At 67.3% G+C, this 21,155-nt stretch carries 18 protein-coding genes; 14 read left to right on the top strand and 4 right to left on the bottom strand.

What is annotated here, in order from left to right; genetic code table 11:
• Positions 1 to 148 precede the first annotated feature (148 nt).
• Complete coding sequence (cysC, locus tag LzC2_RS13335) at positions 149 to 763, top strand: adenylyl-sulfate kinase (RefSeq protein WP_171187760.1); 615 nt, start codon at positions 149 to 151, stop codon at positions 761 to 763.
• Positions 764 to 902: 139 nt separating this feature from the next.
• Entirely contained in the window at positions 903 to 1,358 is a 456-nt protein-coding gene (locus LzC2_RS13330) for a hypothetical protein (RefSeq protein ID WP_171187758.1), read from the top strand.
• 136 nt (positions 1,359 to 1,494) lie between these two features.
• On the opposite strand, the gene LzC2_RS13325 is transcribed toward LzC2_RS13330, so the two are convergent.
• A complete protein-coding gene (locus LzC2_RS13325; protein ID WP_171187756.1) occupies positions 1,495 to 2,010 on the bottom strand; it encodes a hypothetical protein in 516 nt (171 codons plus the stop codon).
• 290 nt (positions 2,011 to 2,300) lie between these two features.
• On the opposite strand from LzC2_RS13325, the gene LzC2_RS13320 reads away from it, so the two are divergent.
• Complete coding sequence (locus tag LzC2_RS13320) at positions 2,301 to 3,050, top strand: trimeric intracellular cation channel family protein (protein WP_171187754.1); 750 nt, start codon at positions 2,301 to 2,303, stop codon at positions 3,048 to 3,050.
• 34 nt (positions 3,051 to 3,084) lie between these two features.
• Here the strand turns inward: LzC2_RS13320 and LzC2_RS13315 are convergent, their stop codons facing one another.
• Positions 3,085 to 4,083, bottom strand: a complete 999-nt coding sequence (locus tag LzC2_RS13315) for a GDP-mannose 4,6-dehydratase (protein WP_171187752.1) — start codon at positions 4,081 to 4,083, stop codon at positions 3,085 to 3,087.
• A 338-nt stretch (positions 4,084 to 4,421) separates the two neighbouring features.
• On the opposite strand from LzC2_RS13315, the gene LzC2_RS13310 reads away from it, so the two are divergent.
• Genes LzC2_RS13310 through LzC2_RS13300 form a run of 3 tightly spaced genes read left to right on the top strand, consistent with a single transcriptional unit; the run spans position 4,422 to position 7,479 of the window.
• Entirely contained in the window at positions 4,422 to 5,111 is a 690-nt protein-coding gene (locus LzC2_RS13310; RefSeq protein ID WP_206678710.1) for a TylF/MycF/NovP-related O-methyltransferase, read from the top strand.
• Complete coding sequence (locus tag LzC2_RS13305; protein ID WP_171187748.1) at positions 5,108 to 6,130, top strand: class I SAM-dependent methyltransferase; 1,023 nt, start codon at positions 5,108 to 5,110, stop codon at positions 6,128 to 6,130. Before LzC2_RS13310 ends, LzC2_RS13305 begins: the two co-directional genes overlap by 4 nt.
• A complete protein-coding gene (locus tag LzC2_RS13300) occupies positions 6,127 to 7,479 on the top strand; it encodes a glycosyltransferase (RefSeq protein ID WP_171187747.1) in 1,353 nt (450 codons plus the stop codon). Before LzC2_RS13305 ends, LzC2_RS13300 begins: the two co-directional genes overlap by 4 nt.
• A gap of 254 nt (positions 7,480 to 7,733) precedes the next feature.
• Here the strand turns inward: LzC2_RS13300 and LzC2_RS13295 are convergent, their stop codons facing one another.
• Together LzC2_RS13295 and clpB are read right to left on the bottom strand one after the other, a co-directional pair.
• Positions 7,734 to 10,685 (bottom strand): coiled-coil domain-containing protein, encoded by a 2,952-nt coding sequence (locus LzC2_RS13295; RefSeq protein WP_171187745.1) that lies wholly within the window; start codon positions 10,683 to 10,685, stop codon positions 7,734 to 7,736.
• A 63-nt stretch (positions 10,686 to 10,748) separates the two neighbouring features.
• Positions 10,749 to 13,385, bottom strand: coding sequence for an ATP-dependent chaperone ClpB (gene clpB / locus LzC2_RS13290; RefSeq protein ID WP_171187743.1), 2,637 nt, complete (start codon positions 13,383 to 13,385; stop codon positions 10,749 to 10,751).
• Positions 13,386 to 13,600: 215 nt separating this feature from the next.
• Between clpB and LzC2_RS13285 the strand changes: the two genes are divergently transcribed.
• From LzC2_RS13285 to LzC2_RS13250, 8 genes are all read left to right on the top strand, one after another.
• Complete coding sequence (locus tag LzC2_RS13285; protein ID WP_171187741.1) at positions 13,601 to 14,257, top strand: Uma2 family endonuclease; 657 nt, start codon at positions 13,601 to 13,603, stop codon at positions 14,255 to 14,257.
• A 58-nt stretch (positions 14,258 to 14,315) separates the two neighbouring features.
• Entirely contained in the window at positions 14,316 to 15,299 is a 984-nt protein-coding gene (locus tag LzC2_RS13280) for a hypothetical protein (protein ID WP_171187739.1), read from the top strand.
• 230 nt (positions 15,300 to 15,529) lie between these two features.
• Entirely contained in the window at positions 15,530 to 15,943 is a 414-nt protein-coding gene (locus tag LzC2_RS13275) for an ArsR/SmtB family transcription factor (RefSeq protein WP_246254993.1), read from the top strand.
• A 96-nt stretch (positions 15,944 to 16,039) separates the two neighbouring features.
• The gene (locus LzC2_RS13270; RefSeq protein WP_171187737.1) at positions 16,040 to 16,534 is read left to right on the top strand and encodes an arsenate reductase ArsC; all 495 of its coding nucleotides are present in this window, start codon (positions 16,040 to 16,042) and stop codon (positions 16,532 to 16,534) included.
• Positions 16,535 to 16,596: 62 nt separating this feature from the next.
• Positions 16,597 to 17,715, top strand: a complete 1,119-nt coding sequence (gene arsB, locus LzC2_RS13265; RefSeq protein WP_315854663.1) for an ACR3 family arsenite efflux transporter — start codon at positions 16,597 to 16,599, stop codon at positions 17,713 to 17,715.
• A 150-nt stretch (positions 17,716 to 17,865) separates the two neighbouring features.
• A complete protein-coding gene (locus tag LzC2_RS13260) occupies positions 17,866 to 18,993 on the top strand; it encodes a mannose-1-phosphate guanylyltransferase (protein WP_171187733.1) in 1,128 nt (375 codons plus the stop codon).
• Between the two features lie 137 nt (positions 18,994 to 19,130).
• Positions 19,131 to 19,718, top strand: a complete 588-nt coding sequence (gene ruvX, locus LzC2_RS13255) for a Holliday junction resolvase RuvX (protein ID WP_171187731.1) — start codon at positions 19,131 to 19,133, stop codon at positions 19,716 to 19,718.
• Position 19,719: 1 nt separating this feature from the next.
• Positions 19,720 to 20,991, top strand: a complete 1,272-nt coding sequence (locus LzC2_RS13250) for a hypothetical protein (protein WP_171187729.1) — start codon at positions 19,720 to 19,722, stop codon at positions 20,989 to 20,991.
• Positions 20,992 to 21,155: the final 164 nt, after the last annotated feature.

Here is a 21,155-nt window from a genome sequence, read left to right as displayed (position 1 = left end):
CCCCCAGCCCCTCTCCCCCAAAAAGAGGGAGAGGGGAGACACGGACGACCTCTCCCTCAGCGTTACGAAACGGGTTGCGATTCCCTACGATCTCCCTTCACACCGGCCGCCGCGCCGGTCCCGCGCCGCAACCTCTTCAATTCTTAAGATGGCCGAGCAGAAAGCCACCAACGTCACCTGGCACGAATCCCGCGTTTCCGCGAGCGATCGAGCCGAACTCATGGGCCATAAGTCCGCCCTGCTGTGGTTCACCGGCCTGTCCGGCGCCGGCAAGAGCACCGTCGCGAACGTCGTGGACCACCTGCTGCATCAGAAGGGGTTCCACACCTACGTCCTCGACGGGGACAACATCCGCATGGGGCTGAACAAGAACCTCGGCTTCAGCCCCGAGGATCGCACGGAGAACATCCGCCGCATCGGCGAAGTCGGCAAGCTGTTCGCCGACGCCGGCCTGCTCACGATGACCGCCTTCATCAGCCCCTACCGCGAGGACCGCGATCAGGTCCGGGCGCTGTTCGGGGAAGGCGACTTCATCGAAGTCTATGTGAAGGCCAGCCTGGAGACCTGCGAAGCCCGCGACCCGAAGGGGTTGTATAAGAAGGCCCGCGCCGGCGAGATCAAGGGCTTCACCGGGATCGACGCCCCCTACGAGGAACCGGCCAACGCCGAGCTGACCCTCGACAGCGACGGCAAAGACGTCGATACGCTCGCCGCCGAGGTCGTGGATTACCTCGAAGCGAACGGCTACCTGAAGACCAAGTAGCCGGTCGGGTTATAACGCCGTGAATCGACCGGGTCGCGAGGGCGGCCCGGCCATGCGGGGCGAATGGTTGAAGGTCCGGGACGACTCCGCCAAAACGCAGGGCGTCCCGTTCTTTTTGCGCCTGAGGCTCCCGATGTCGATGCGTCCCCTGCTCCCCGCTGCGTTGTGCGCCTTCGGCGTGCTGAGCTTGTCCGCGTTGGATTCAAACGGCGTCAGCCAAGACGGCGAGTCCGTGGCGACCGCTGCCGATTCCCAACCCGCCGGGTTTGAACCCACCACCGAGGGGGTCCGCGAAGGCATCGACGTGTACCCCCGCCGGCTGCCGCCGGGGCTGGGCGTGGTGCGGATGTCGGACGCTCAGAAAGAGCGGGTCTACGCCGTGCAGGCGAAGTATCACGCGCAGATCGAAGCGCTCCGCGACCAGATCGCCGCGTTGGAAGCCAAGCAGGAAGCGGAGGTGATGGGCGTCCTGTCCCCCGCACAGCAGAACTTCCTGAAGGCGTGGGAAGCGATGAAGGAAGCCGAGCGACAAGCCGACGAAGAAGCCGAGGCGAACGACGCCGCGGCCGAGGCGCCCCCCGCTGACGCCGAATGACGCCGGCGAGCCGGGGGGCTTGTCCCCCCGGACCGGATACGGGTTCGTTCGAGACTCGCGTGCGGTTCGCTGCGCTCACCGGTCCGGGGGGATAAACCCCCCGGCTCGCGGGGCGGTCGATCGGCTCGCGGGGCGGTCAGTCGTCGAACGAGTAGTCCCGCAACCGGTTCCGCGGCAGGCGGCCGGGCGGGTTCGGCTCCGGGTCGACCGGCTCCACGGGGCGTGCGATCTCTTCCTTGAGGCGACGCAGTTCGTACTCCAACGCGGTTCGCTTGGCGCGAACGTCGGCGATGCGGTCGCGGGTGTGGCTCACGGTGGCCCACCAGTCGAGGACTGCCAGCAGAATCAGCCCGTTCACCGCGGCCAACAGCACGCCCAGGTAGGCGAGGAACCAGTGTCGGGCACCGGCGCCGACCGCGAGGATCGCCGCGTCGCCGACGGGAATCGCCACGCCCAGAAAGAGCAGCAGCCCCGCCACCTTGCGACGCCGGCCGAGTTTGGCGCGGTGGAAGTTCAACTCCCACTCTTCCAGCGACCCGTCGGCGTCCCCCTGCTCAAGCGCCGCCCGCCCCCGGCGGTAACCGACGGCGGCGACCGTTCCGCCGACCACGAGGCACAGCCCGAAGGCGGTCGGCACGGGGTCGAACGGCACGGCGATCTTTCGAAAAACGTCACGGACGGCACGGCAAGCGGGACGGTTTACTATCCGCCGGGACCGCCGACGGGTCCAGCGGGGGAGGCTCCCCCATGAGGTCAGTTCGTGAGTCCGTCGAGCGTCCCGGACGCTTGAAGCGTCCGGGACGTTACGCCTAAGGAGTCAGTGCCGATTCGCTCAGTCCCTTCCGCCCGAACTGGTCGAACCCGAGCCTTGCCGAACCCGGGCGGCGCCGCGACGGTCCGCGGTTTGTCCCCGCCCCGCCGCCCCGGTTCCGGTCGCCCCCGTTGGTTCAGATCATCGAGTACGCCGCGGTCATCGCCGCGGCGATCTACGCGGTGGGACTGGCGCGGCGGCATGGGATGGACCCGGTCGGCACGCTGGCGATGGCGATCATCGTCTCGTTCGGCGGCGGCACGCTGCGCGACCTGTTGTTGGACCGGCACCCGCTGTTCTGGATCGAACGCGAACAGTACGTCGCGGTGGTGGCGGGCATCACGGCCCTCAGCGTGCTCGCCCCGGAGCGGGTGGCGCGGCTGGAGGGCTGGCTGATGCTGCCGGATGCGCTGGGGCTGGGCCTGTTCGCGATCACCGGCGTGGTGATCGCCCAGCGGGAAGGCGCCGGGCCGCTGGTCAGTTCGCTGATGGGCGTGGTGACGGGCACCTTCGGCGGGGTGATCGGCGAGGTGATCTGCAACCGCGTCCCCAGTCTGTTCAGTTCGACCACCCCTCTGTACGCCAGCTGCGCGTTCGCCGGCGCCTGGTGCTATCTCATCCCGGTGTGGGTCGGGGCGAGTCCGCAAGCGGTGCAGCCGTTCGCCGTCGCCGTGGTGGTGACGCTCCGCTTGATCGCCGTTCGACGCGACTGGCGCCTCAAGCCCGTCGGCGGACCGGACGACGCCGCGTCCGCCGCCGATCTGATCGGCCCCGTCCAACCGCCCTCCTTTCAGCCGTTCGGCGAACGACGAGCCCCCGCGTCCCGGAAGCCCCCCAAATCGTCCCGCAAAGCGAAAGCGTCCCGCCGTCGAGGCCGGTAGCCCGCGGATTCGATCGCCCGCGGCTAGGAACCGTTCAGTCCGCGGACCGCTCCGCGGCGACGCGTTTGACGTCGGCGTCGACCATCAGCCCGACGAGTTGCTCGAAGGTCGTTTCCGCCCGCCAGCCAAGCACGCGTTCCACCTTGGACGGATCGCCGCGGAGGTTCTTCACCTCCGTCGGCCGCTCGAACGCCGGGTCGGTCTTCACATGCGCCCGCCAATCCAGACCGACGCGCTCGAACGCGGCGGCGAGGAGATCTTCGATCGTGTGCGTCACCCCGGTGGCGATGACGAAATCGTCCGGGGTCTCGGCGTCCAGCATCAACCGCATCGCCTCGACGTACTCCTTGGCGAACCCCCAGTCGCGGGTCGCCCCCAGCCAGCCCAGCGTGACGGAGTCCTGCAATCCCGCCGCGATGCGGGCCGCGGCCAGCGTGATCTTCCGCGTGACGTAGTTCGGCGGGCGGCGGGGGCTTTCGTGGTTGAACAGAATGCCGTTGCAGGCGAACAGCCCGTAGCCGTCGCGGTAGTTGCGGACCAGATGGAACGCGCAGGTCTTCGCGGAGGCGTACGGGTTCTGCGGCGAGAGCGGCGTGCGTTCGTTCTGCGGGGCGGTCTCCGGGGAGCCGAACAATTCGGAGGAGGACGCCTGATAAAATCGCACCTCCTGCCGATCAGTCAGCGCCCGCGCCGCCTCCAACAGGTTCGCGACCGCCAGCGCATTCGCCGCGACGGTGCCGGCGGGGCTTTTGAAGGACTCGCCGATGTGGCTCTGGGCGGCGAGATTATAGATCTGATCCGGGGCGACCTCCGCCACCAATCGCGCGACGGCGGCGCCGTCGGTGGCGTCCGCGGCGTGCAGGGTGAGTCGGTCGACGTGCGGTCGCACGCCCGGCAGCCCCTGCAAGGCAGACGCCTTGGCTCCCGCGGGATCGCGGGTCAGGCCGTGGACGGCGTAGCCGTCCGCCAGCAGCGATTCGGTTAGATACGACCCGTCCTGCCCCGTGACCCCGGTGACCAGCGCCCGTTTCATAACCCTCGGCCGATGGACGATCTTTGGAATCCAGGAACCCCCTCGCCCGTCGAGCGTACCGACGCCCCGATTCGCCGAACAGGCCGTCCGGGAGTCCATCGAGCGTCCCGCATGCTCGAAGCGTCCGGGACGCTGCGGGCCCTCTGCGTAGCGCCGGACGGGTTCGTCGATTGATCGCCCGGTCGCATCGCTTCTAGAGTGACGCCTGCTAAAGATGCCCCGCCCCGAAGTCGTCTGCCGTGCCCGCTCCCCAACGTTCGCTCGGCCGCCGCTTGCTCGACCGTGTCTCAGGACGCCCCCAGCCCGCGGCGCCCGCGAGGCCGCCGAGTCCGCCGCATTTGGAGCCTCCGCATAAGGAGATCGTCGAGGCGGTCCGCGACTACACGATGACCAGCCCCCAACGGGTGACGGCGCTGTGCGACGCCGTCGAATACGTGCAGTCTCAGAACATCCCCGGGGACTTCGTCGAATGCGGCGTCTGGCGCGGGGGCAGCGTGATGGCGATGCTGCACGTCCTCAAGAATCGCGGCTTGAACGCCCCGGGCGAAACGCCCCGCGACGTGCACCTGTTCGACACCTTCGAGGGCATGTCCGCCCCGACCGACGCCGACCGCGACCCCGCCGGCCGCACCGCCGCGGAGTTGCTCGAAGCGGAGAAGGACGACAAGGCCGGCTCCGCGAACTGGGCGTACTGCTCGCAGGAAGATGTCGAACGCAACGTCGCGACCGTCGGCTATCCCGCGGAGCGGTTGCACATCGTCCGGGGCAAGGTCGAGGACACCATCCCGGACGCCGCCCCCGAATCGATCTCTCTACTGCGGTTGGACACCGACTGGTACGAATCGACCGCCCATGAAATGGAGCACCTGTTCCCCCGTCTCGCCCCCGGCGGCGTGCTGATTCTGGACGACTACGGCCACTGGGAAGGCGCCCGGCGAGCCGTCGACGAGTATCTCCAGCAGCACGGCGTACGACTGTTTTTGCAACGGGTCGACTACACCGGCCGCATGGCGGTCAAGCAGGGATGAACGAACACGAACCCTCCTCGCCGGCCCCGTCGGCGCCGGCTCCGTCCTCGCCGGATGCGGGCGCGTCGTACGATCGGCGTCTCAATCTCGGTTGCGGGAACCGGTTGCGGGAGGATTGGACGAACGTGGACGTCATCGCCGCCCCCGGCGTGCTGGCGCACGATCTCCGCGATCCGTTGCCGTTCGCGGACGAGTCGTACGACTTCGTCTATCACTCGCACGTGCTGGAGCATTTCCGTCCCGCAGACGTGCCGCCCTTCTTACATGAATGCCGCCGCGTGCTGCGGCCCGGCGGAATTCTGCGGGTCGTCGTGCCGGATCTGGAGGGCATCGTCCGCGGATATCTCGCCGCGCTGGATCAGATCGACGCCGCCGTACGCGAGGGGCGGCCCGAAGAGCGTCTGGCCGCGGAGCGGGATCGCCACTGGATGATGCTGGAGCTGTACGACCAGACCACGCGGGAGAAGCCCGGCGGACGGATGGGCGAACTGCTGCGCTCCCCGGAGATCGCCAACGAACGGTTCATCCGCGACCGCTGCGGGCTGCAGGTCGCCCCGGTGCTCGACGCACGCTCCGATCCCGCGGCGAAGCCGTCGAACGCCCGGGCGGCGAACACGGGCCCGGCGCCGCGACGCTCGACGTTGCGACGGGCGGCGGGCGCGGTCCGTCGCAGGCTGCGGGCGACGCTGGGCAGGTCGTCGAGCCTCGGCGAAGAATTGTTGAGCCGCGACGACCGCGAAGCCCTGCGGATCGGTCGGTTCCGCCTGCGGGGGGAGGTGCATCAATGGATGTACGACCGCGTCAGCCTCGCGCAAACGCTGCGGGACGCCGGGTTCGTCGACCCCGTTCGCCAGGGCGCTCGCGAGAGCCGCTGGGCCGGGTGGAGCGATCAGAACCTCGACGCCGAACCGAACGGCACGATCTACAAACCGGACTCCCTGTTCATGGAGGCCACGAAGCCCGCCGGGAACGGGAGCGGCGCTCATGAGGTGAGCGCCGGCGAACGGGCCGGGACATGAATCCCCTGCTCGTCAGCACGTCGGACCAGGCGGGGGGCGCCGCCCGATCCGCGTGGCGGTTGCACCGCGGACTGCGAGCCGTCGGTTGCCCGTCGCGGATGCTGACGTTGAACAAGGTCTCGGCCGACCCCGACGTCCGCGCCTTCGTGCCGCCGCGGTCCCTGCCGACCCGCGTCCGCCGCAAGCTGCGGCGACGGACGCTCCTCCGCACTCGGCCGGCCCTCGCGGAGACGCCGGTCTTCGAAATCTTCGGCACGGATCTCAGCGAACACGGCGCCGACCTGCTCGACGCGGTCTTCCCCTCGCCCGGCTCCCCGAACGAGCGACACGCAGGCCCGACGCCGGACGTGGTGAACCTGCACTGGGTCGCCCGGATGTTCGACGATCGGACCTTCCTGCCGGCCCTCGCGGCCCGGGCGCCGGTGGTTTGGACGCTGCACGACATGCAACCGTTCACCGGCGGCTGCCACTACGACGGCCCCGCCATGGCGCCCTGCGGCCGGTTTGCCGGACCGCCGATCGAATACGGCAACACGACAGGCGGCGAACCGAAGTGCGGGCGCTGTCCCCAACTGGCCGGCGATGCGGAGGACGACCTCTCCCGCCGCATCTGGAAGCGTCGGCAGGAGGCATTCGGAAGGATCCCGACCGACCGACTGACGTTCGTCACCCCCAGCCGCTGGCTCGGCGCCGAGGTGAGCCGCAGCGCCCTGTGCGGACGGTTCCCCGTGGAGGTGATCCCCTACGGACTCGATCTGGACCTGTATCGTCCCCACGATCGCAGCTTTGCCCGGGAAGTGCTGGGCGTTCCGCCGAACGCGAAGACGATCCTGTTCCTGTCCGATTCGGTGGGGAACGTCCGCAAGGGGTTCGAATATCTCCGATCCGCGCTGGAACGGCTCCGCGGGCTGTCGGACCTGTATTTGGTGACGGTGGGCCGCGGCGCCCCGGAACTGCCGGACGGTCTGCCGCACGTGGCGCTGGGATCGGTGTCGGACGATCGGATCCTGGCGCTGGCCTACGCGGCGGCGGATCTGTTTGCGATCCCCTCGCTGGCGGATAACCTGCCCAACACGGTGCTGGAGGCGATGGCCTGCGGGACGCCGTCGGTCGGCTTCGCGGCGGGCGGCATCCCGGACATGATCCGCCCCGGCGAGACCGGCCTGCTGGCGCCGACCGGCGACGTCCCCGCCTTCGCCGACGCCCTCGCCGCCCTGCTGTCCGACGACGCCCTCCGCACCCGCCTCGGCAAGAACTGCCGCCGCGTCGCCGAGGCTGAATACGCCCTCGCCCGCCAGGGCCACGACTATCAGGCGCTGTTCGAGCGCACCCTCGGGCGGGCTGCCTGACGCATTCCAGTTCCGCCCGCGATTGGGACGGCCAAGGCTGGGGCAACGACGGACGACCTGATCGTGTTGGAACACGACTGACCCGCCTGCCCGAAGCCGACGTTCCGCCTCGAGCAATTCCTCTCCCCCGGCCTCGACGAAGCGTGAAGCCCTGTTCGGCCCCCTTCACGACCCCGCCGCCCCCGGTATCCCTTCAGAGGCAAACCGACGCGGGTGAAGGTTGGGGCGTCAAAATGAACGGGCCACTCGAGCCGTCAGTCCTCGTCGGCGTCCAGCATCCGCGGGAGACGGGCCTCCGCCGCGGCGGCATCTGCGAGATGGCGCTCGCGGTCCGCGTCGTTCTCCGCCAGTTTGGCCAACCGCTGATGCATAAAACCGACCATGCGCCAGTCGTCAAGTGCCTCATACGCCTCCGCCGCCCGCACAAAGTACGCCCGGGCCATCACCATATCGCCTCGATCCTCTTCTAACTCGCCGCGATCGCTAATACAATGAGCCTGACTTAAGCGGCTTTCCGTAATCCGAAACAAATCGTTGGCCTGGGCAAGAATTTCGACAGCAGCATCATGCCCATCGTTCCACCACGCGATCACCGCCTGCTGGCGAAGACAATTAGCCTGCCCTAATGTGTCGCCAGCTTTTTCATACAACACCTCCGTTTTGGAGAACAGTCCGCTAGCACTTAAATCCATTCGCAACATTGCCAGCATTGCTCGCTGAAAGCTGCAATTAGCTTGACCGAGGGGATCGGAGGCCTGCCCGTACAATTTCTCAGCACTTGCCAACATACCGTCCGCCGCAGGGCGATCCTTCTGGATAGCGAACTTTGCCCGATTCAGCCAACAGTTCGCCTGACCAAGCAGGTCGCCCGCGTTTCTGTAAAGCTCTTCGGCCTGTATTAGCAGGTCGTCTGCAGCCGCTTTCCCCTTTCTCGCCGCAATTTCAAACCTCTGGCAGATGCAGTTCGCTTGCCCGACCGGATTTTCGGCCCGGCTGTATAGACGCTCTGCTCGTGCCAACGATTCCTTAGCCGTAGGATCGCCCCGCCGAATAGCCAGTGCCGCGAGAAAGAAGGCACAGTGAGCTTGCCCAGATTTGAAGCCGCGTTTCTCAGCAACCCGCTCCGCTTCGACCAAAAGCTCTGGCGTGCCGGCACCGGTGAGTTGGACAAACTCAGCCCAAGCAATCGTCGCCAGTACTGCTATCTGTTGTTCTTGCGCCAAACTACGACGAATCGCCCACTCCACATTAGCGATCTCAGGCTTGAGCAGTTCTACGACCGCGGCTCCCCCCTTTCTAGCAATTGCTCTCGCCGACATAGCGAGTTTCAAATAAACCACTTCCAGTCCGTCTGCCGGAGCGGGCGAGCCGAGTCGGCGGAGCCATGCGTCTCGGACGGAAGCGCGGACGCGGAGTCGTTTGGCTCCGGGGGCGGTCTCCTCGCCGTCCGCCAGTTCGACGTCCGCCTCCTCGACCAGCGTAAGACCCCGGAGGCGGGCCAGGTCGGCGGCGCCCTCGCCCAGTACGGGTTCCTCGTGCTCCGCCGCGATGCCGCCGGGCAGATGGCAGAGCGCCGTGAACGTGCGGCCAGCCCGCGAATCCGGCGTGATCCCGCCCAGTTCCAGCGAGACCGCCAGCGCGGAGGCGACACTATCCAACCGCCCGCCCGCCGACCCGTCGAGGGGACGGTTCAAGGCATTCATGCCCTCGGCACGCATCGCCCGATCCAATCGATCGAGCGAACCCGCCCGGACGGCCGCGTGGGCCAGCAGTCGCAGGATCAAAGGACGCCCGCCGATACGGCCCAACAGCGGACCCAACGCGAGGTCGTCGGCGAATCGGCCGCCGGCGTGGCCGAGGAACGCCGCCCGGCGATCCTCGCCGTCCAGGTCTTTCGGGGTGCAAGCCAGTGCCCACCGCACGCCCGGCGGCGGGTCCGGGACGCGGGCGGTGGCGATCACGCAAACGTCCCCGGACGTGCCCAGCCCCTCGATCAACGCGTTCAGCCGGTCGGCGTCCTCCCGGGCCAAAACTTCTTCCAGATTGTCCAGCACGATCGCCGCCGGGGCGTCGTTGGTGCGGGCCAGCAACAGGTTCACCGGGTCGCCCCCGGTCAGGGGGTGCCCCAGCGCGGTGAGCGCGGCGGCGGCGGCGTCCGCCGTGCTCGACAGACCGTCGCAACGCACGAACGCCCGCCGGCGCTTGTACCGCTTGACCAAGTCGGCGTGGGCCAACACGGCTCGCGCCAGTTCGCTTTTCCCCAACCCCAATGCCCCGTGCAGGACCACGGCCCGCACGGCGGAGTCGCCTGTGAGCACCGCGACCAGATCCGCGAGGTCCCGTTCCCGGGCGATCAGGACCGCTGGAAAGGTCGGCGGCGGCGCCACGGGCGGCGTTTCGACGGCGGGGGCCAGTTGCCCCACCTTCGCTCCGACCGCCTGGATCTCCTCCCTCAGTCCCTCGTTCCCTTCCCGCACTGCTTGCCCGATGCGGTCGGTCTGCCGTTCGACCTGACCGCTCAACCGCCCGATTCTCTGCACCGCTTGATCCGCAGCAATCCATCCCTCGATCGCGGCGTCGCGGGCCTCCTCCATCAAGGCCGTCAGTGCCGCCTGCCGGTCTGCCTCTTTAAGATTCAATCGCTCGTGCAAGCGGGCGAACCGCTCGTCCAGCAGTGCTTGCAGGTTGGGGACGACGACGGCGGCGGCGTCGAGCAGCTTGTCGACGCCGGCCTGCACCGCCTGCAACTGCCCGACGAGTTCCGCTAAGGTCGATTCCGACCGATCGAACCGCTCCGCAATCGCCCGATACAGGATGACCACCGGCGTGCCGGGATCGGCGGGATCGAGCACCGACAGGTCGATGCGTTCGTCCCGGGCGATGCGGTTGACGGCCTGTTCAAACGCGGTCGAGCGTTCATCGTTCTCGGCCTGTCCGTCCACCAGCCGTTCGAGCAAAGCCAACACGTCGTCCGGATTGATCTCCCTTTTCAGACGCTCGACAAGCTCCGCTTCGTCTAAATCGTCGCCGAACACTTTGTGCAGCACATCGGCACTCGCCAAACCGGCCAAACCGGCCCAGAACAGTATTGCACAACCCGGGTTGGCCCCAAGTTGGGCGAGCAACGTGGGGCCGTCCGTCAATAAACCGGGAGCCGCAATTCCCAGCTCAGGCACCGTTTGCAGGAGTTTGCGGAGCTTGGACATCGGCGGCGCGGGCAATCAGTTGAACCCCTAGTGTACGGAAGTTTCCCGACACTACCAAACGGTTCAGTCTGCCGATTCCTCCGTCTCCCCGCCGAAGACGAAGCCGTCTTGGGCGGCGTCGACGGTGATGGCGGCGCCTTCCTTGTAACGGCCGTCGAGGAGGGCTTGGGCGAGGCCGTTTTGGAGGCGGTCCTGGATCACGCGGCGCAGCGGGCGGGCGCCGAAAGCGGGGTCGTAGCCCTCGTTCGCCAGCAATTGCTTCGCGTCGTCGGACACCTCCAACTCGTACCCCTCCGCTTCGACCCGGCGGCGCAGATCATTTAACTGCAGATCGACGATCTGGCGAATCTCCGTTCTGGTCAGCGGATTGAACACGACGACCGAATCGATCCGGTTCAAGAACTCCGGCCGCAGCGCCCGGCGGAGGACGTTCAAGACCTCCTCCTTCACCGTCGCGGGCAATTCGTTCGCGTCGCTCATCTCCAGGATGCGGTCCGAACCGAGGTTGGACGTCATCACGATCACGCAGTTATTAAAATCGACCGTCCGCCCCTGCCCGTCCGTCAGGCGGCCGTCGTCCAAGACCTGCAAGAGGATATTCAGCACGTCCGGGTGGGCCTTCTCGATCTCGTCGAGCAGGATCACGCTGTACGGCTTGCGGCGGACGGCTTCGGTCAGCTTGCCGCCCTCTTCATAACCCACGTAGCCCGGGGGGGCGCCGATCATGCGGGCGACGCTATGTTTCTCCATAAACTCCGACATATCGAGCCGGGTGAGGGCGCGTTCGTCGTCGAACAGGAACTGGGCGAGGGCTTTGCACAACTCCGTCTTGCCGACGCCGGTGGGACCGAGGAATAAGAACGACCCGACCGGTCGGTGTGGATCGGCCAGCCCGCTGCGGCTGCGACGGACCGCATCCGCGACCGCGGCGACGGCTTCGTCCTGGCCGACCATTCGGCTCTTCAACAACTGTTCCATATTGAGCAGCTTGTCGCGCTCGGTTTGCAGCATGCGGGTCACCGGCACGCCGGTCCAGGCGCTGACGACCTTGGCGACGTCCTCACCGGTCACCTCCTCCCGCAGCAGGCGGTCCTCCGGGTCGATCTGGGCGAAGCGGGTTTCCAGTTCGACGAGTTTTTCCTCGGCCGCTTTGAGTTTCACCTCGGCTTCATACGCCTTTTGAAAGTCCTCGTTGGCGTTCGTCTGGCGGGCGACGGTGAAGGCCCGCTCGCGGTCGGTGCGGAGGGCGTCGATCTCTTCCTGCAAGGGTTTCAGACCGCTGAGCGTCTCCTTCTCCGCCTCCCAGCGGGCCTTGAGGGCATTGAACGATTCTTCGCGGTCGGCGATCTCGCGGTTGATCTCCTCCAGCCGATCGGCGCTTTCTTCAGACCCCTCCTGTTCCAGCACCTTCGCCTCGACCCGCATGCGGGCCAGCGTGCGGTTGGCCTCGTCCAACTCGGCGGGCATGGAGTCGATCTCCATCCGCAGCCGGCTCGCGGCCTCGTCGATCAGGTCGATCGCCTTGTCCGGCAGGAAGCGATCATTAATATAGCGATCGCTGAGCGCCGCGGCCTGGCGCAGCGCCGCGTCGGTGATCTTCACGCCGTGGTGGGTCTGATATTTCTCCACGATGCCGCGGAGGATGCTTAGCGTATCCTCCACGCTCGGTTCGCCGACCATCACCGGCTGGAAGCGGCGTTCGAGGGCGGGGTCCTTCTCAATATATTTGCGGTACTCGTTCAGCGTCGTCGCCCCGACGCACCGCAAATCGCCGCGGGCGAGCGCGGGTTTGAGCAGGTTGGCGGCGTCCATCGCCCCCTCCGACTTGCCGGCCCCCAACAGCAGGTGCGCCTCGTCGATAAAGAGGATGATCTGCCCGTCGCTGTCGGTCACCTCTTTCAGCACGGCTTTGAGGCGTTCCTCGAATTCCCCGCGGAACTTCGCCCCGGCGACCAGCGCCCCCATATCGAGGGCGACGATCGTCTTCTCCTTGAGGTTCGTCGGCACGTCGCCGTCGACGATCCGCATGGCCAGCCCCTCCGCGATCGCCGTTTTGCCGACGCCGGGTTCGCCGATTAAACAGGGGTTGTTTTTACGGCGGCGTGAGAGGACCTGAATCACGCGGCGGATCTCCGCATCGCGGCCGATGACCGGGTCGATCTTCCCCCGACGGGCCAGATCCACGAGGTTCTGGCCGTATTGTTCGAGGGCCTGATAGGTGCCCTCCGGGTTTTGCGTGGTGACGGTCTGGCCGCCGCGGACCTCTTTGAGTCCCGCGAGAAGGTCTTTCTCGTCGGCGCCGGCCATCTCCAGCAGTCGGCCGGCGCTCTCGCCGGCGTCCAGCAGGCCGAGCAACAGGTGCTCCGTGGAGGTGAACTGGTCCTTCATGGCGTCCGCCCGTTTGCGGGCGGCGTCGAGGACTTTCATAAAGGCCGTGTCGGCCCCCGGCGGTTCCCCGCCGCGGCCGCCCGCGCGGGCCGGCAGCCGGGACAGTTCGGCGTCGACGGTGGAGGCCAGTTGCGACAGGTTCACGCCGACCCGTTTGAGCAACGGCTCGACCACCCCGCCGGTCTCCTCCAGCAGCGACTTGAGCAGGTGCAACGGCGTGAGCTGTGGATTCCCCGCCTCCCCGGCGCGCTCCTGGGCGTCGGCGACGGCGTCGCGGGCTTTGATGGTGAGTTGTTCGGGGCGGAAGGCCATGAGGAGGTTCAGGTGTGCGAATACGGACGATGAATGGGATACGCCGCCCCGCCGCGGATAAGCGACGGCGCAGCCCCGAATAATAGGCGCCGACGGCGGGGGGTGAAGGGGAGAACGACCGATGAACGGACGTTTCGTCAAACTGTTTGAGAAGCCGCTTTCTTGCCCGGTTCGCCGGTTTCCCGCGGGCCGCAGGGCGTCGCTACACTGGGGGCATGTCCGCCGCCCCGCCGCTCGCCTCGTCCATCGAACCGCCGTCGGCTGCGTCGCGGGCCGCGGAGATCATGACGGAGGCGGACTACCTGCGCATCGAACGGGCCGCGACCGAAGGGCTGCGGGCTGAGTTCGACAGTTCCCGAAGGATCCCCATGACCGGCGCCAGCCTTCGTCACGTCGATCTCTCCCGCCGCGTCGAGGAGGCTTTGCGATCGCTGATCGCCGCCCGCCCCGCCGCCGACCGGGCCGCTCGCCCGCTGACGACGTTCCGGTCGGATCTGCGGCTGCGGGTTCCGGCCGGGCGGTATCGCTACCCGGACGTGATGCTCACCCCCGACCCGCCGGCCACGCTGGACGATGAACAGGACACGGTTCTCAACCCGCTGCCGATCGCGGAGGTTCTTTCGCCGAGCACGGAGCACGTTGACCGCGGGGCCAAGCTGGCCGAGTACCGGGCGATCCCGACGCTGACCGATTATCTGCTGATCGCCCAGGACGAACCGCAGATCGACCACTACCGCCGCACCGGCGGCGGCGCCGCGGAACCGAACGAGGCGGACCGCTGGGAGGTGGTGCGGTATACGGGCGAAGAGGCGGAGGTTCCGCTGACGAACCTCGGCCCGCTGCCGCTGGGGCAGTTATATGGAACGGGTTAGGAGGGGTTCCGAAAGGCTCGTCAAACGATCATCGCATAGCCTTCAAAGAAGCCGATCCATGAAGTTCGCCATGTCGACCGCGGTCGGGTTGCTGACGTGGTGCGTCGCCTCCGGTCGCGCCGACGAGATTCTCGGACCGGCGGAAGCGAAAACGGCCGATGAGATCTATGCGTACGTCGAACGACGCTTCGAAACGACGCTGGCGAAAGCGAGGGCGGAGGTCGCCGCCGATCCGGCCGGTTTCAATTTAGAGGAGTCCAGCCTCGTTGAATTAATAGCCGGCTACGCACTCGACGTGACCGGCATCGAGTTCAAAGACGACGGCACGAAGGTGGAGCGGGGCGAAGAACTCACCCGCGAGATGGGATATGAAGTCTCTAAACGGTACGTCAAGCTGTTTGCCGCAGACCCTGAACAACCGGACGCATTCAAAGACCTCGCCTGGGTGCTGTCGGCGATCCCCCAGAGCCGCCCATTGGTCGGGAGCGGTCCGATCTCAGACCGGTCGTTCGAGGCGATGCAATACGGATTCTACAGAGCGTTCGCCGAGCGTCTCATTCGAGACCCCGCCGCGAGGAAGCGTTACCTGTGGTTCGCCGCCTACCTTGGAAACCCCTACCACCACACATTGGACGGCGGACGCGGGATCAACCTAATCATCCAGGTGAAATCGTTGTACGACAATCGCGGTTTCGGTCATTCCAACGTCGGCGCGTACTATTGGCGGGACGCGTTCGCTTTCGTCGTGTTGTTGGAAGCATTCGGGAAGACCTCGCTTCTTAAAGAGATGGACCCGGCAAAGCTCGAACCAGCGACAGACCGATTTTACGATTGGATCACGGAGTCGTTTTGGCATCTTGTCCCTCGGGAGGACGGGCTTGGTTGGGAGTATCAGGACGAGGCGCAGCCACCGCGGCGGTTCGAAAAGGACGCGGACCTCGATCGGAGGTTTCCGCCATTGAAGAACCCGCCGAAAACGCCGTTTCCGGATTGGCCTGAGAAACTCCCCGCGCCTGACCGACTGGTGATCCGCAGCTGGTAAGCAGTCGGCGCGCATGTGGGTCGCCTGCCAGTCGGTGGGTGGACTGGTCGGCGAATCCTTTGCCCTCCGTCGCTCCTTCCTGTTTGTCCCCCATGCTGCACGCCGTCGTGATGGCGGGTGAGTCCGGGACTCGGTTTCGGCAGCAGTTCCGCACCGCGCCAGTCGCCGTCATCACGGGTCGGGCTTGCGATTGACGGGCCGCGAACGCGCCACTACATTCGGTAAACCGAATGACCGAGGCCGTCCTGATGGAATCACCCGCCGCCCTACCGGTCCGCACCGCGGCGGATGAGCTGTTTCGCGCGTTCGCGAATCCGATTCGGTTGCGGCTGCTGGGGTTGCTGTGGTCGTCCGAGCGGGGGGGCAGCGGGGAGGTGTGCGTCTGCGATTTGGTGACGGTGTTGGGCGTGCCCCAACCCACCGCGTCTCGCCATCTGGCGCTGCTGCGGGACGCCGGGTTGGCGACCGGCCGCAAGGACGGCGCCTGGTGTCACTATCGATTGACCGAACCCGGCGATGCGGTGCATCGGCGCTTGCTGGCGACCCTCGAAGCGGCCGTCGAGTCCGACCCCCAATTAACGGCCGACGCCGAGCGTCTGCGGTACGTCGCCGGCTGCGCTTCCCGCCCCTCCGACTGCGGCTGACGACGCTTGGGCAGGCGTTTTTTTGCCCACACACATTCGGAAAACCGGATATCCCGTCCGCCTGTCGACCGTTCGACTCCCCTGAAGAAGACTGAGATGACCCGACCGAACGAACCCGACGGCGCCGAGCATGGCAAACCGATGGTTCTGATCCTCTGCACCGGCAATTCCTGCCGCAGTCAGATGGCGGAGGCGTTTCTACGCCAATATCAAGGCGATCGGTTCGCCGTTCGCAGCGCCGGGACGAAGCCCGCGGAGGCGGTGCATCCGCTCGCGGTGCGGGTGATGGGCGAGATCGGCATCGACCTCAGCGCCGCCGTGCCGACGCGGTTGCGCGACTTCCTCGGCCGGCTGCCGGTTCGTCACCTCGTCATCGTCTGCGATCAGGCGGGGGAATCGTGCCCGCGGATCTGGCCCGGCGCCGTCACGCGGCACCTGCTGCCCTTCGACGACCCGGCCGAGGCGGAGGGAACCGAGGAACAACAATTGGCCGTGTTCCGTCGCGTCCGGGACGAGATTGAAACGGCGATGAAGGCTTACGACCCCAAACAACCCGAAGGCGACATGATCGCCGCGGAGGCGATTTCATGACTGTTCAAAATATAGCGGCGTCTCCTCAGCCGACTTCCGAAACGACGCCCGCCGCCGGCCCCGTGCGGCTCTCCTTCTTGGATCGCTACCTGACGGTCTGGATCTTCGCGGCCATGGCCGCGGGGGTGCTGCTGGGCTACGTCCTGCCGGGCGCCGAGGCCGCCGTGAGCAGCCTGTCCGTGGGGACGACGAACATCCCGATCGCCGTCGGCCTCATCGTGATGATGTATCCGCCGTTGGCGAAGGTGAAATACGAGGAACTGGGCGACGTCTTTCGCAACTGGCGGGTGCTGGGCGTGTCGCTGGTGCAGAACTGGATCGTCGGTCCGCTGTTGATGTTCGGCCTCGCGATCGGGTTTCTGGGCTACGCGGCTCCCTCGCTGCTGGGGGACGAACCGCGCTATGCGGAGTTTATGGTCGGCTTGATCCTGATCGGCCTGGCCCGGTGCATCGCGATGGTGATCGTCTGGAACGATCTGGCCCGCGGGGACAGCGAATACGCCGCCGGACTGGTCGCCTTCAACAGCGTCTTTCAAGTCCTCTTTTACAGTTTGTACGCCTGGCTGTTCGTCACCGTGCTGCCGCCGATGTTGGGGCTGGAAGGGAGCGTCGTGGAGGTCGGCGTCGGCGACATCGCCCTCAGCGTGGCGATCTATCTCGGCATCCCGTTCTTCGCCGGCCTGCTGACGCGGTTCGTCCTGCTGCGGGCGAAGGGGAAGACGTGGTACGAGGAGACGTTCCTCCCGAAGATCAGCCCGCTCACGCTGACGGCGTTGCTGGCGACGATCGTGGTGATGTTCTTATTTCAAGGCGAACGCATCCTTCAGCAGCCGTTGGACGTGGCGGTGATCGCCGTGCCGCTGCTGATTTATTTCGGCGTGATGTTCCTCGTCAGTTTCTGGGCCGGCTGGGCCGTGGGGGCGGACTATCGCACGACCGCGGCGGTGAGCTTCACGGCGGCGGGCAACAATTTTGAATTGGCGATCGCCGTGGCGGTGGGGGTGTTCGGCATCGCCCACGGGGCGGCGTTCGCGGCGGTCATCGGGCCATTGGTGGAGGTGCCGGCGCTGATCGGGCTGGTCCATGTCGCCTTCTGGCTCCAACGTCGCTGGTTCGGCGAGGCGGTCGTCGCGGACGAGCCGATCCCCCTGAACGCCGGCTGCCCGACGGAGATCGGTTGAGCGGAAGGTGAGCGAAGGAGTGGGGCGAGCGGGTCCCCGAGAACCGCGTCGTCCCGCCGCGTTCGGCTGACGACTGGGTCGGTCGCCGGTCGGTCGGTAGACTGGCCGGCGAATCCTCCGTCCGTCGCCTCAGCCCCTTCGCTGCTTCGTATGTTGCACGCCGTCGTGATGGCGGGCGGGTCCGGGACTCGGTTTTGGCCGCAGTCCCGCACCGCCCTGCCCAAACAGCTTCTGCCCATCGCCGGGGAGAAGACCATGCTTCGACAGACCGTCGACCGCCTGTACGGCGACGGCGGCCCGAACGGCGCGGGTGAGACCGCCGGGGAGGGCACGATCGCCCCGGAGCGGGTCTGGGTCGTCACCAACGCCGTGCAGGCGGAGGAAGTCCGCAAGCAATTGCCGGAGGTGCCCGCGGGCAACGTGCTGGTCGAACCGTGCGCCCGCAACACGGCGCCCTGCGTCGGGCTGGCCGCGGTGCACCTGCAACAGGCCGACCCCGACGCCACGATGCTCGTGCTGCCGGCGGACCACGTCATCGGCCCGCCGGAGGTGTTTCAACAGGCCGCGGCGACCGCGGCGAAGGTCGTGGCGGACGGCCCCGGGCGGTTCGTGCTGTTCGGCGTCCCGCCGACGTTCCCCTCGGAGGGCTTCGGCTATATCCAACGCGGCGCCCCGCTGAGCGGTTTCGAGGAACAGAAGGCGTTCTCCGTCGCCTCCTTCCGCGAGAAGCCGGACGCGGCCACCGCCGAGGAATATATCGCCTCCGGCGACTTCTATTGGAACTGCGGCATCTTCACCTGGCGAGCGGACGCGATTCTGGACGCCCTCGCCGAGTATGAATCGAACACCCGCGCCCGGTTGGAGACGATCGCCGGCGTCGTCGGTTCGGACCGCTATGACGAGGTCGTCGCGGAGCAGTTCCCGCAGTGCGATTCGGTCAGCATCGACAACGCGGTGCTGGAACGCACCGACGCCGCCTGCGTGCTGGAAGCGCCGTTCGATTGGGACGACGTCGGCAGTTGGGGGGCGTTGCGGCGCCTGCTGGGCGAGGACGAGCAGGGCCACAGCAGCGACGCGGCGAAGTTCGTCTCGCTGGAGTCGAAGGACTGCACCGTCCGGGATACCACGGGCAAACATTTAATCTGCGCCCTGGGCGTGGAGGATCTGATTATCGTCCACACCGCGGACGCCACCTTGGTGGCGAAGCGGGGCGATGAAAACGCCGTCAAACGGTTGATCGGCGAACTGAAAGAGCGAGGTCTGGAGGAGTATCTATGAGCGACGAGAGTTCCGAAAACGCCCGCGAGCCGGGGGGTTCATCCCCCCGGACCGGCGAGCGCAGCGAGTCGCGTTCGCCCGAGGAGAGCGCCGACGCTTCCAACCCGGTCCGGAGGGACAAGCCCCCCGGCTCGCCGATGTTTTACGAAGGCGATTCGCCGGAGTATCCGAAGTACGGCCGCGTGTTGGGGTTGGACCACGGCAAGGTGCGGATCGGCGTGGCCGCCTCGGACACCGGGCAGGAATACGCCGCCGCGGTGGAGACCTACGTGCGCACCGACCCCGGCGCCGACGCGGCGTTCTTCAAAACCTTGAAGCGCGAATACGACCCGGTCGCGGTGGTCGTCGGCCTGCCCCTGCACTTTGGCGGCGAGGAGAGCGGCAGCAGCGGCGGCGCCCGGGCGTTTGGCAAATGGATCCGCGGCGTTTTAAAATTGCCGGTCGTTTATCATGACGAACGCTGCACCAGCGCCGCGGCGGACGATCTCATGCGGGCCGCCGGCGTGACGGGCCGCAACGCGACGAAGTCCGCCCGCGATAAACTCGCGGCGCAGATTTTATTGCAGAGCTATCTCGACGCCCGTCGTCCTCCCAAGGAGGGGGTGGAACGCACGCGGATGGACCCCGCAGCCGACCCCGGCCTCGCGATCCCGGTGACCGAGCCGGTCCGCGGCCGCGACCGCCGCAAAATGCGTAAGCAGCGCCGCGGCAAGAAGGGGTGGTGAGATGACGGACGCCGCCGGTCGACCGCTGAGCGAACTGGACGCGGTCGACTGGGCGGCGCTGACGCACGCCTACGGATCGGCGGAGAACGTCCCCGCGGCGCTCCGCCGGCTCGCCTCCGACGACCCCGCCGACTGGGTGCGGGCGGCGGACGAACTGACGAACTGTCTCTGTCATCAACTCTGCGATGTCTACGAGGCGACCGCCCCCGCGGTCCCCTTCCTGATCGGCCTGCTGAACGCCCCGGCTGTGCGGTGCCGGGGGAAGATCCTCGAATTGTTGGGGCATTTCGCGGGCGTCGCCCGGTCGAACCTGTCCGGCGAATGGGGGGCGCAGGACGAGGACGTGCGACGAGACGCGGCCGCGACGCTCGACGCGGTGCGGGCGGGAAGCGACGCGATGCTCGACCTCCTCGCCCACCCGGACCCGCGACTGCGGCTGGCGGCGCCGTTCACCCTCGTCCCGCTGTGCAGCGGTGAGCCGGAGGATGTCGCCGCCCTCCGCCGCCGGGCGGTCGACCGGATGACGGCGCGACTGGCGCACGAACCGCTCGATTTGGCGCGGGCCGGGCTGGTCTTCGGCTTGTCGGAACTGGCGGCCGAGGACGCGACCGCTCTCGAACCGGTCCGTCCGCTGATCGGGGACGACGCCGAAGCGGTGCGGGTCGCCGCGGCGCTGGCGATCGCCAAGCACGACGCGGACCCGTCGGACGCCGTCGTCGATGTGCTGAGGGATACGCTGAACGACTGGAAGCGGACGGATCGCCTGTTTCGGATCGGCGGCGAGATGGAGACCGCCCACCACCCGATCGGCCGGGCTGTGCTCGCCTATCAAGCCAGTGAGGAGGGCCGGGATCTCGGGCCGGAGCCGGACGACGCCGGCGCGTTAGAGGATCTGCGGTTCCCGTGGTTCGAGATGTGGCCGCGGTTCACGGTGATCGCCGCCCTCTGCCGCCTGCCGGACCGCCGGCTGCCGGACCTCGCCCCGACCTTCGCCGCCGCGATCGCCGGGGACGGACAGCACACGACGGAGAACGTCACCGGCCCGATCCTGCGGCGCGTGCTGGGCGACGTGTTGAAGGGACCAGAGGCGGACGGCGTCGACCTCACCGCTCCGCAGCGGGCCGTGCTGGCGGCGGCGGTCGAGAACGACGCGCTCTGGGGCACGAACAGCGGGAACGTGATCGACTCGCTGCACTCCGCCGGGCTGACGGATTATGGGACCTACGCCACGGACCGTGCCCGCCTGCGGGCGTTGCTAGACCGGCGTGGGTGAGCGGCCGTTCTTCTCCCCTCTCCCTTGAGGGAGAGGGGCCGGGGGTGAGGGTGAACGAGCCCTCACACGCCGGCGTTTCCAAGGAGACATGTGAACGCTCGCCGAAAACGTTGGCGGCGTGAAAGGCGACCGGTCGGTTCCAGCCCCCTCACCCCCAGCCCCTC

The sequence above is a fragment of the Alienimonas chondri genome (genome assembly GCF_013036045.1).
Lineage (GTDB): Bacteria > Planctomycetota > Planctomycetia > Planctomycetales > Planctomycetaceae > Alienimonas > Alienimonas chondri.
Note: the sequence above shows the minus strand (reverse complement) of the source record. Positions and strands in the feature narration are given on the sequence as shown.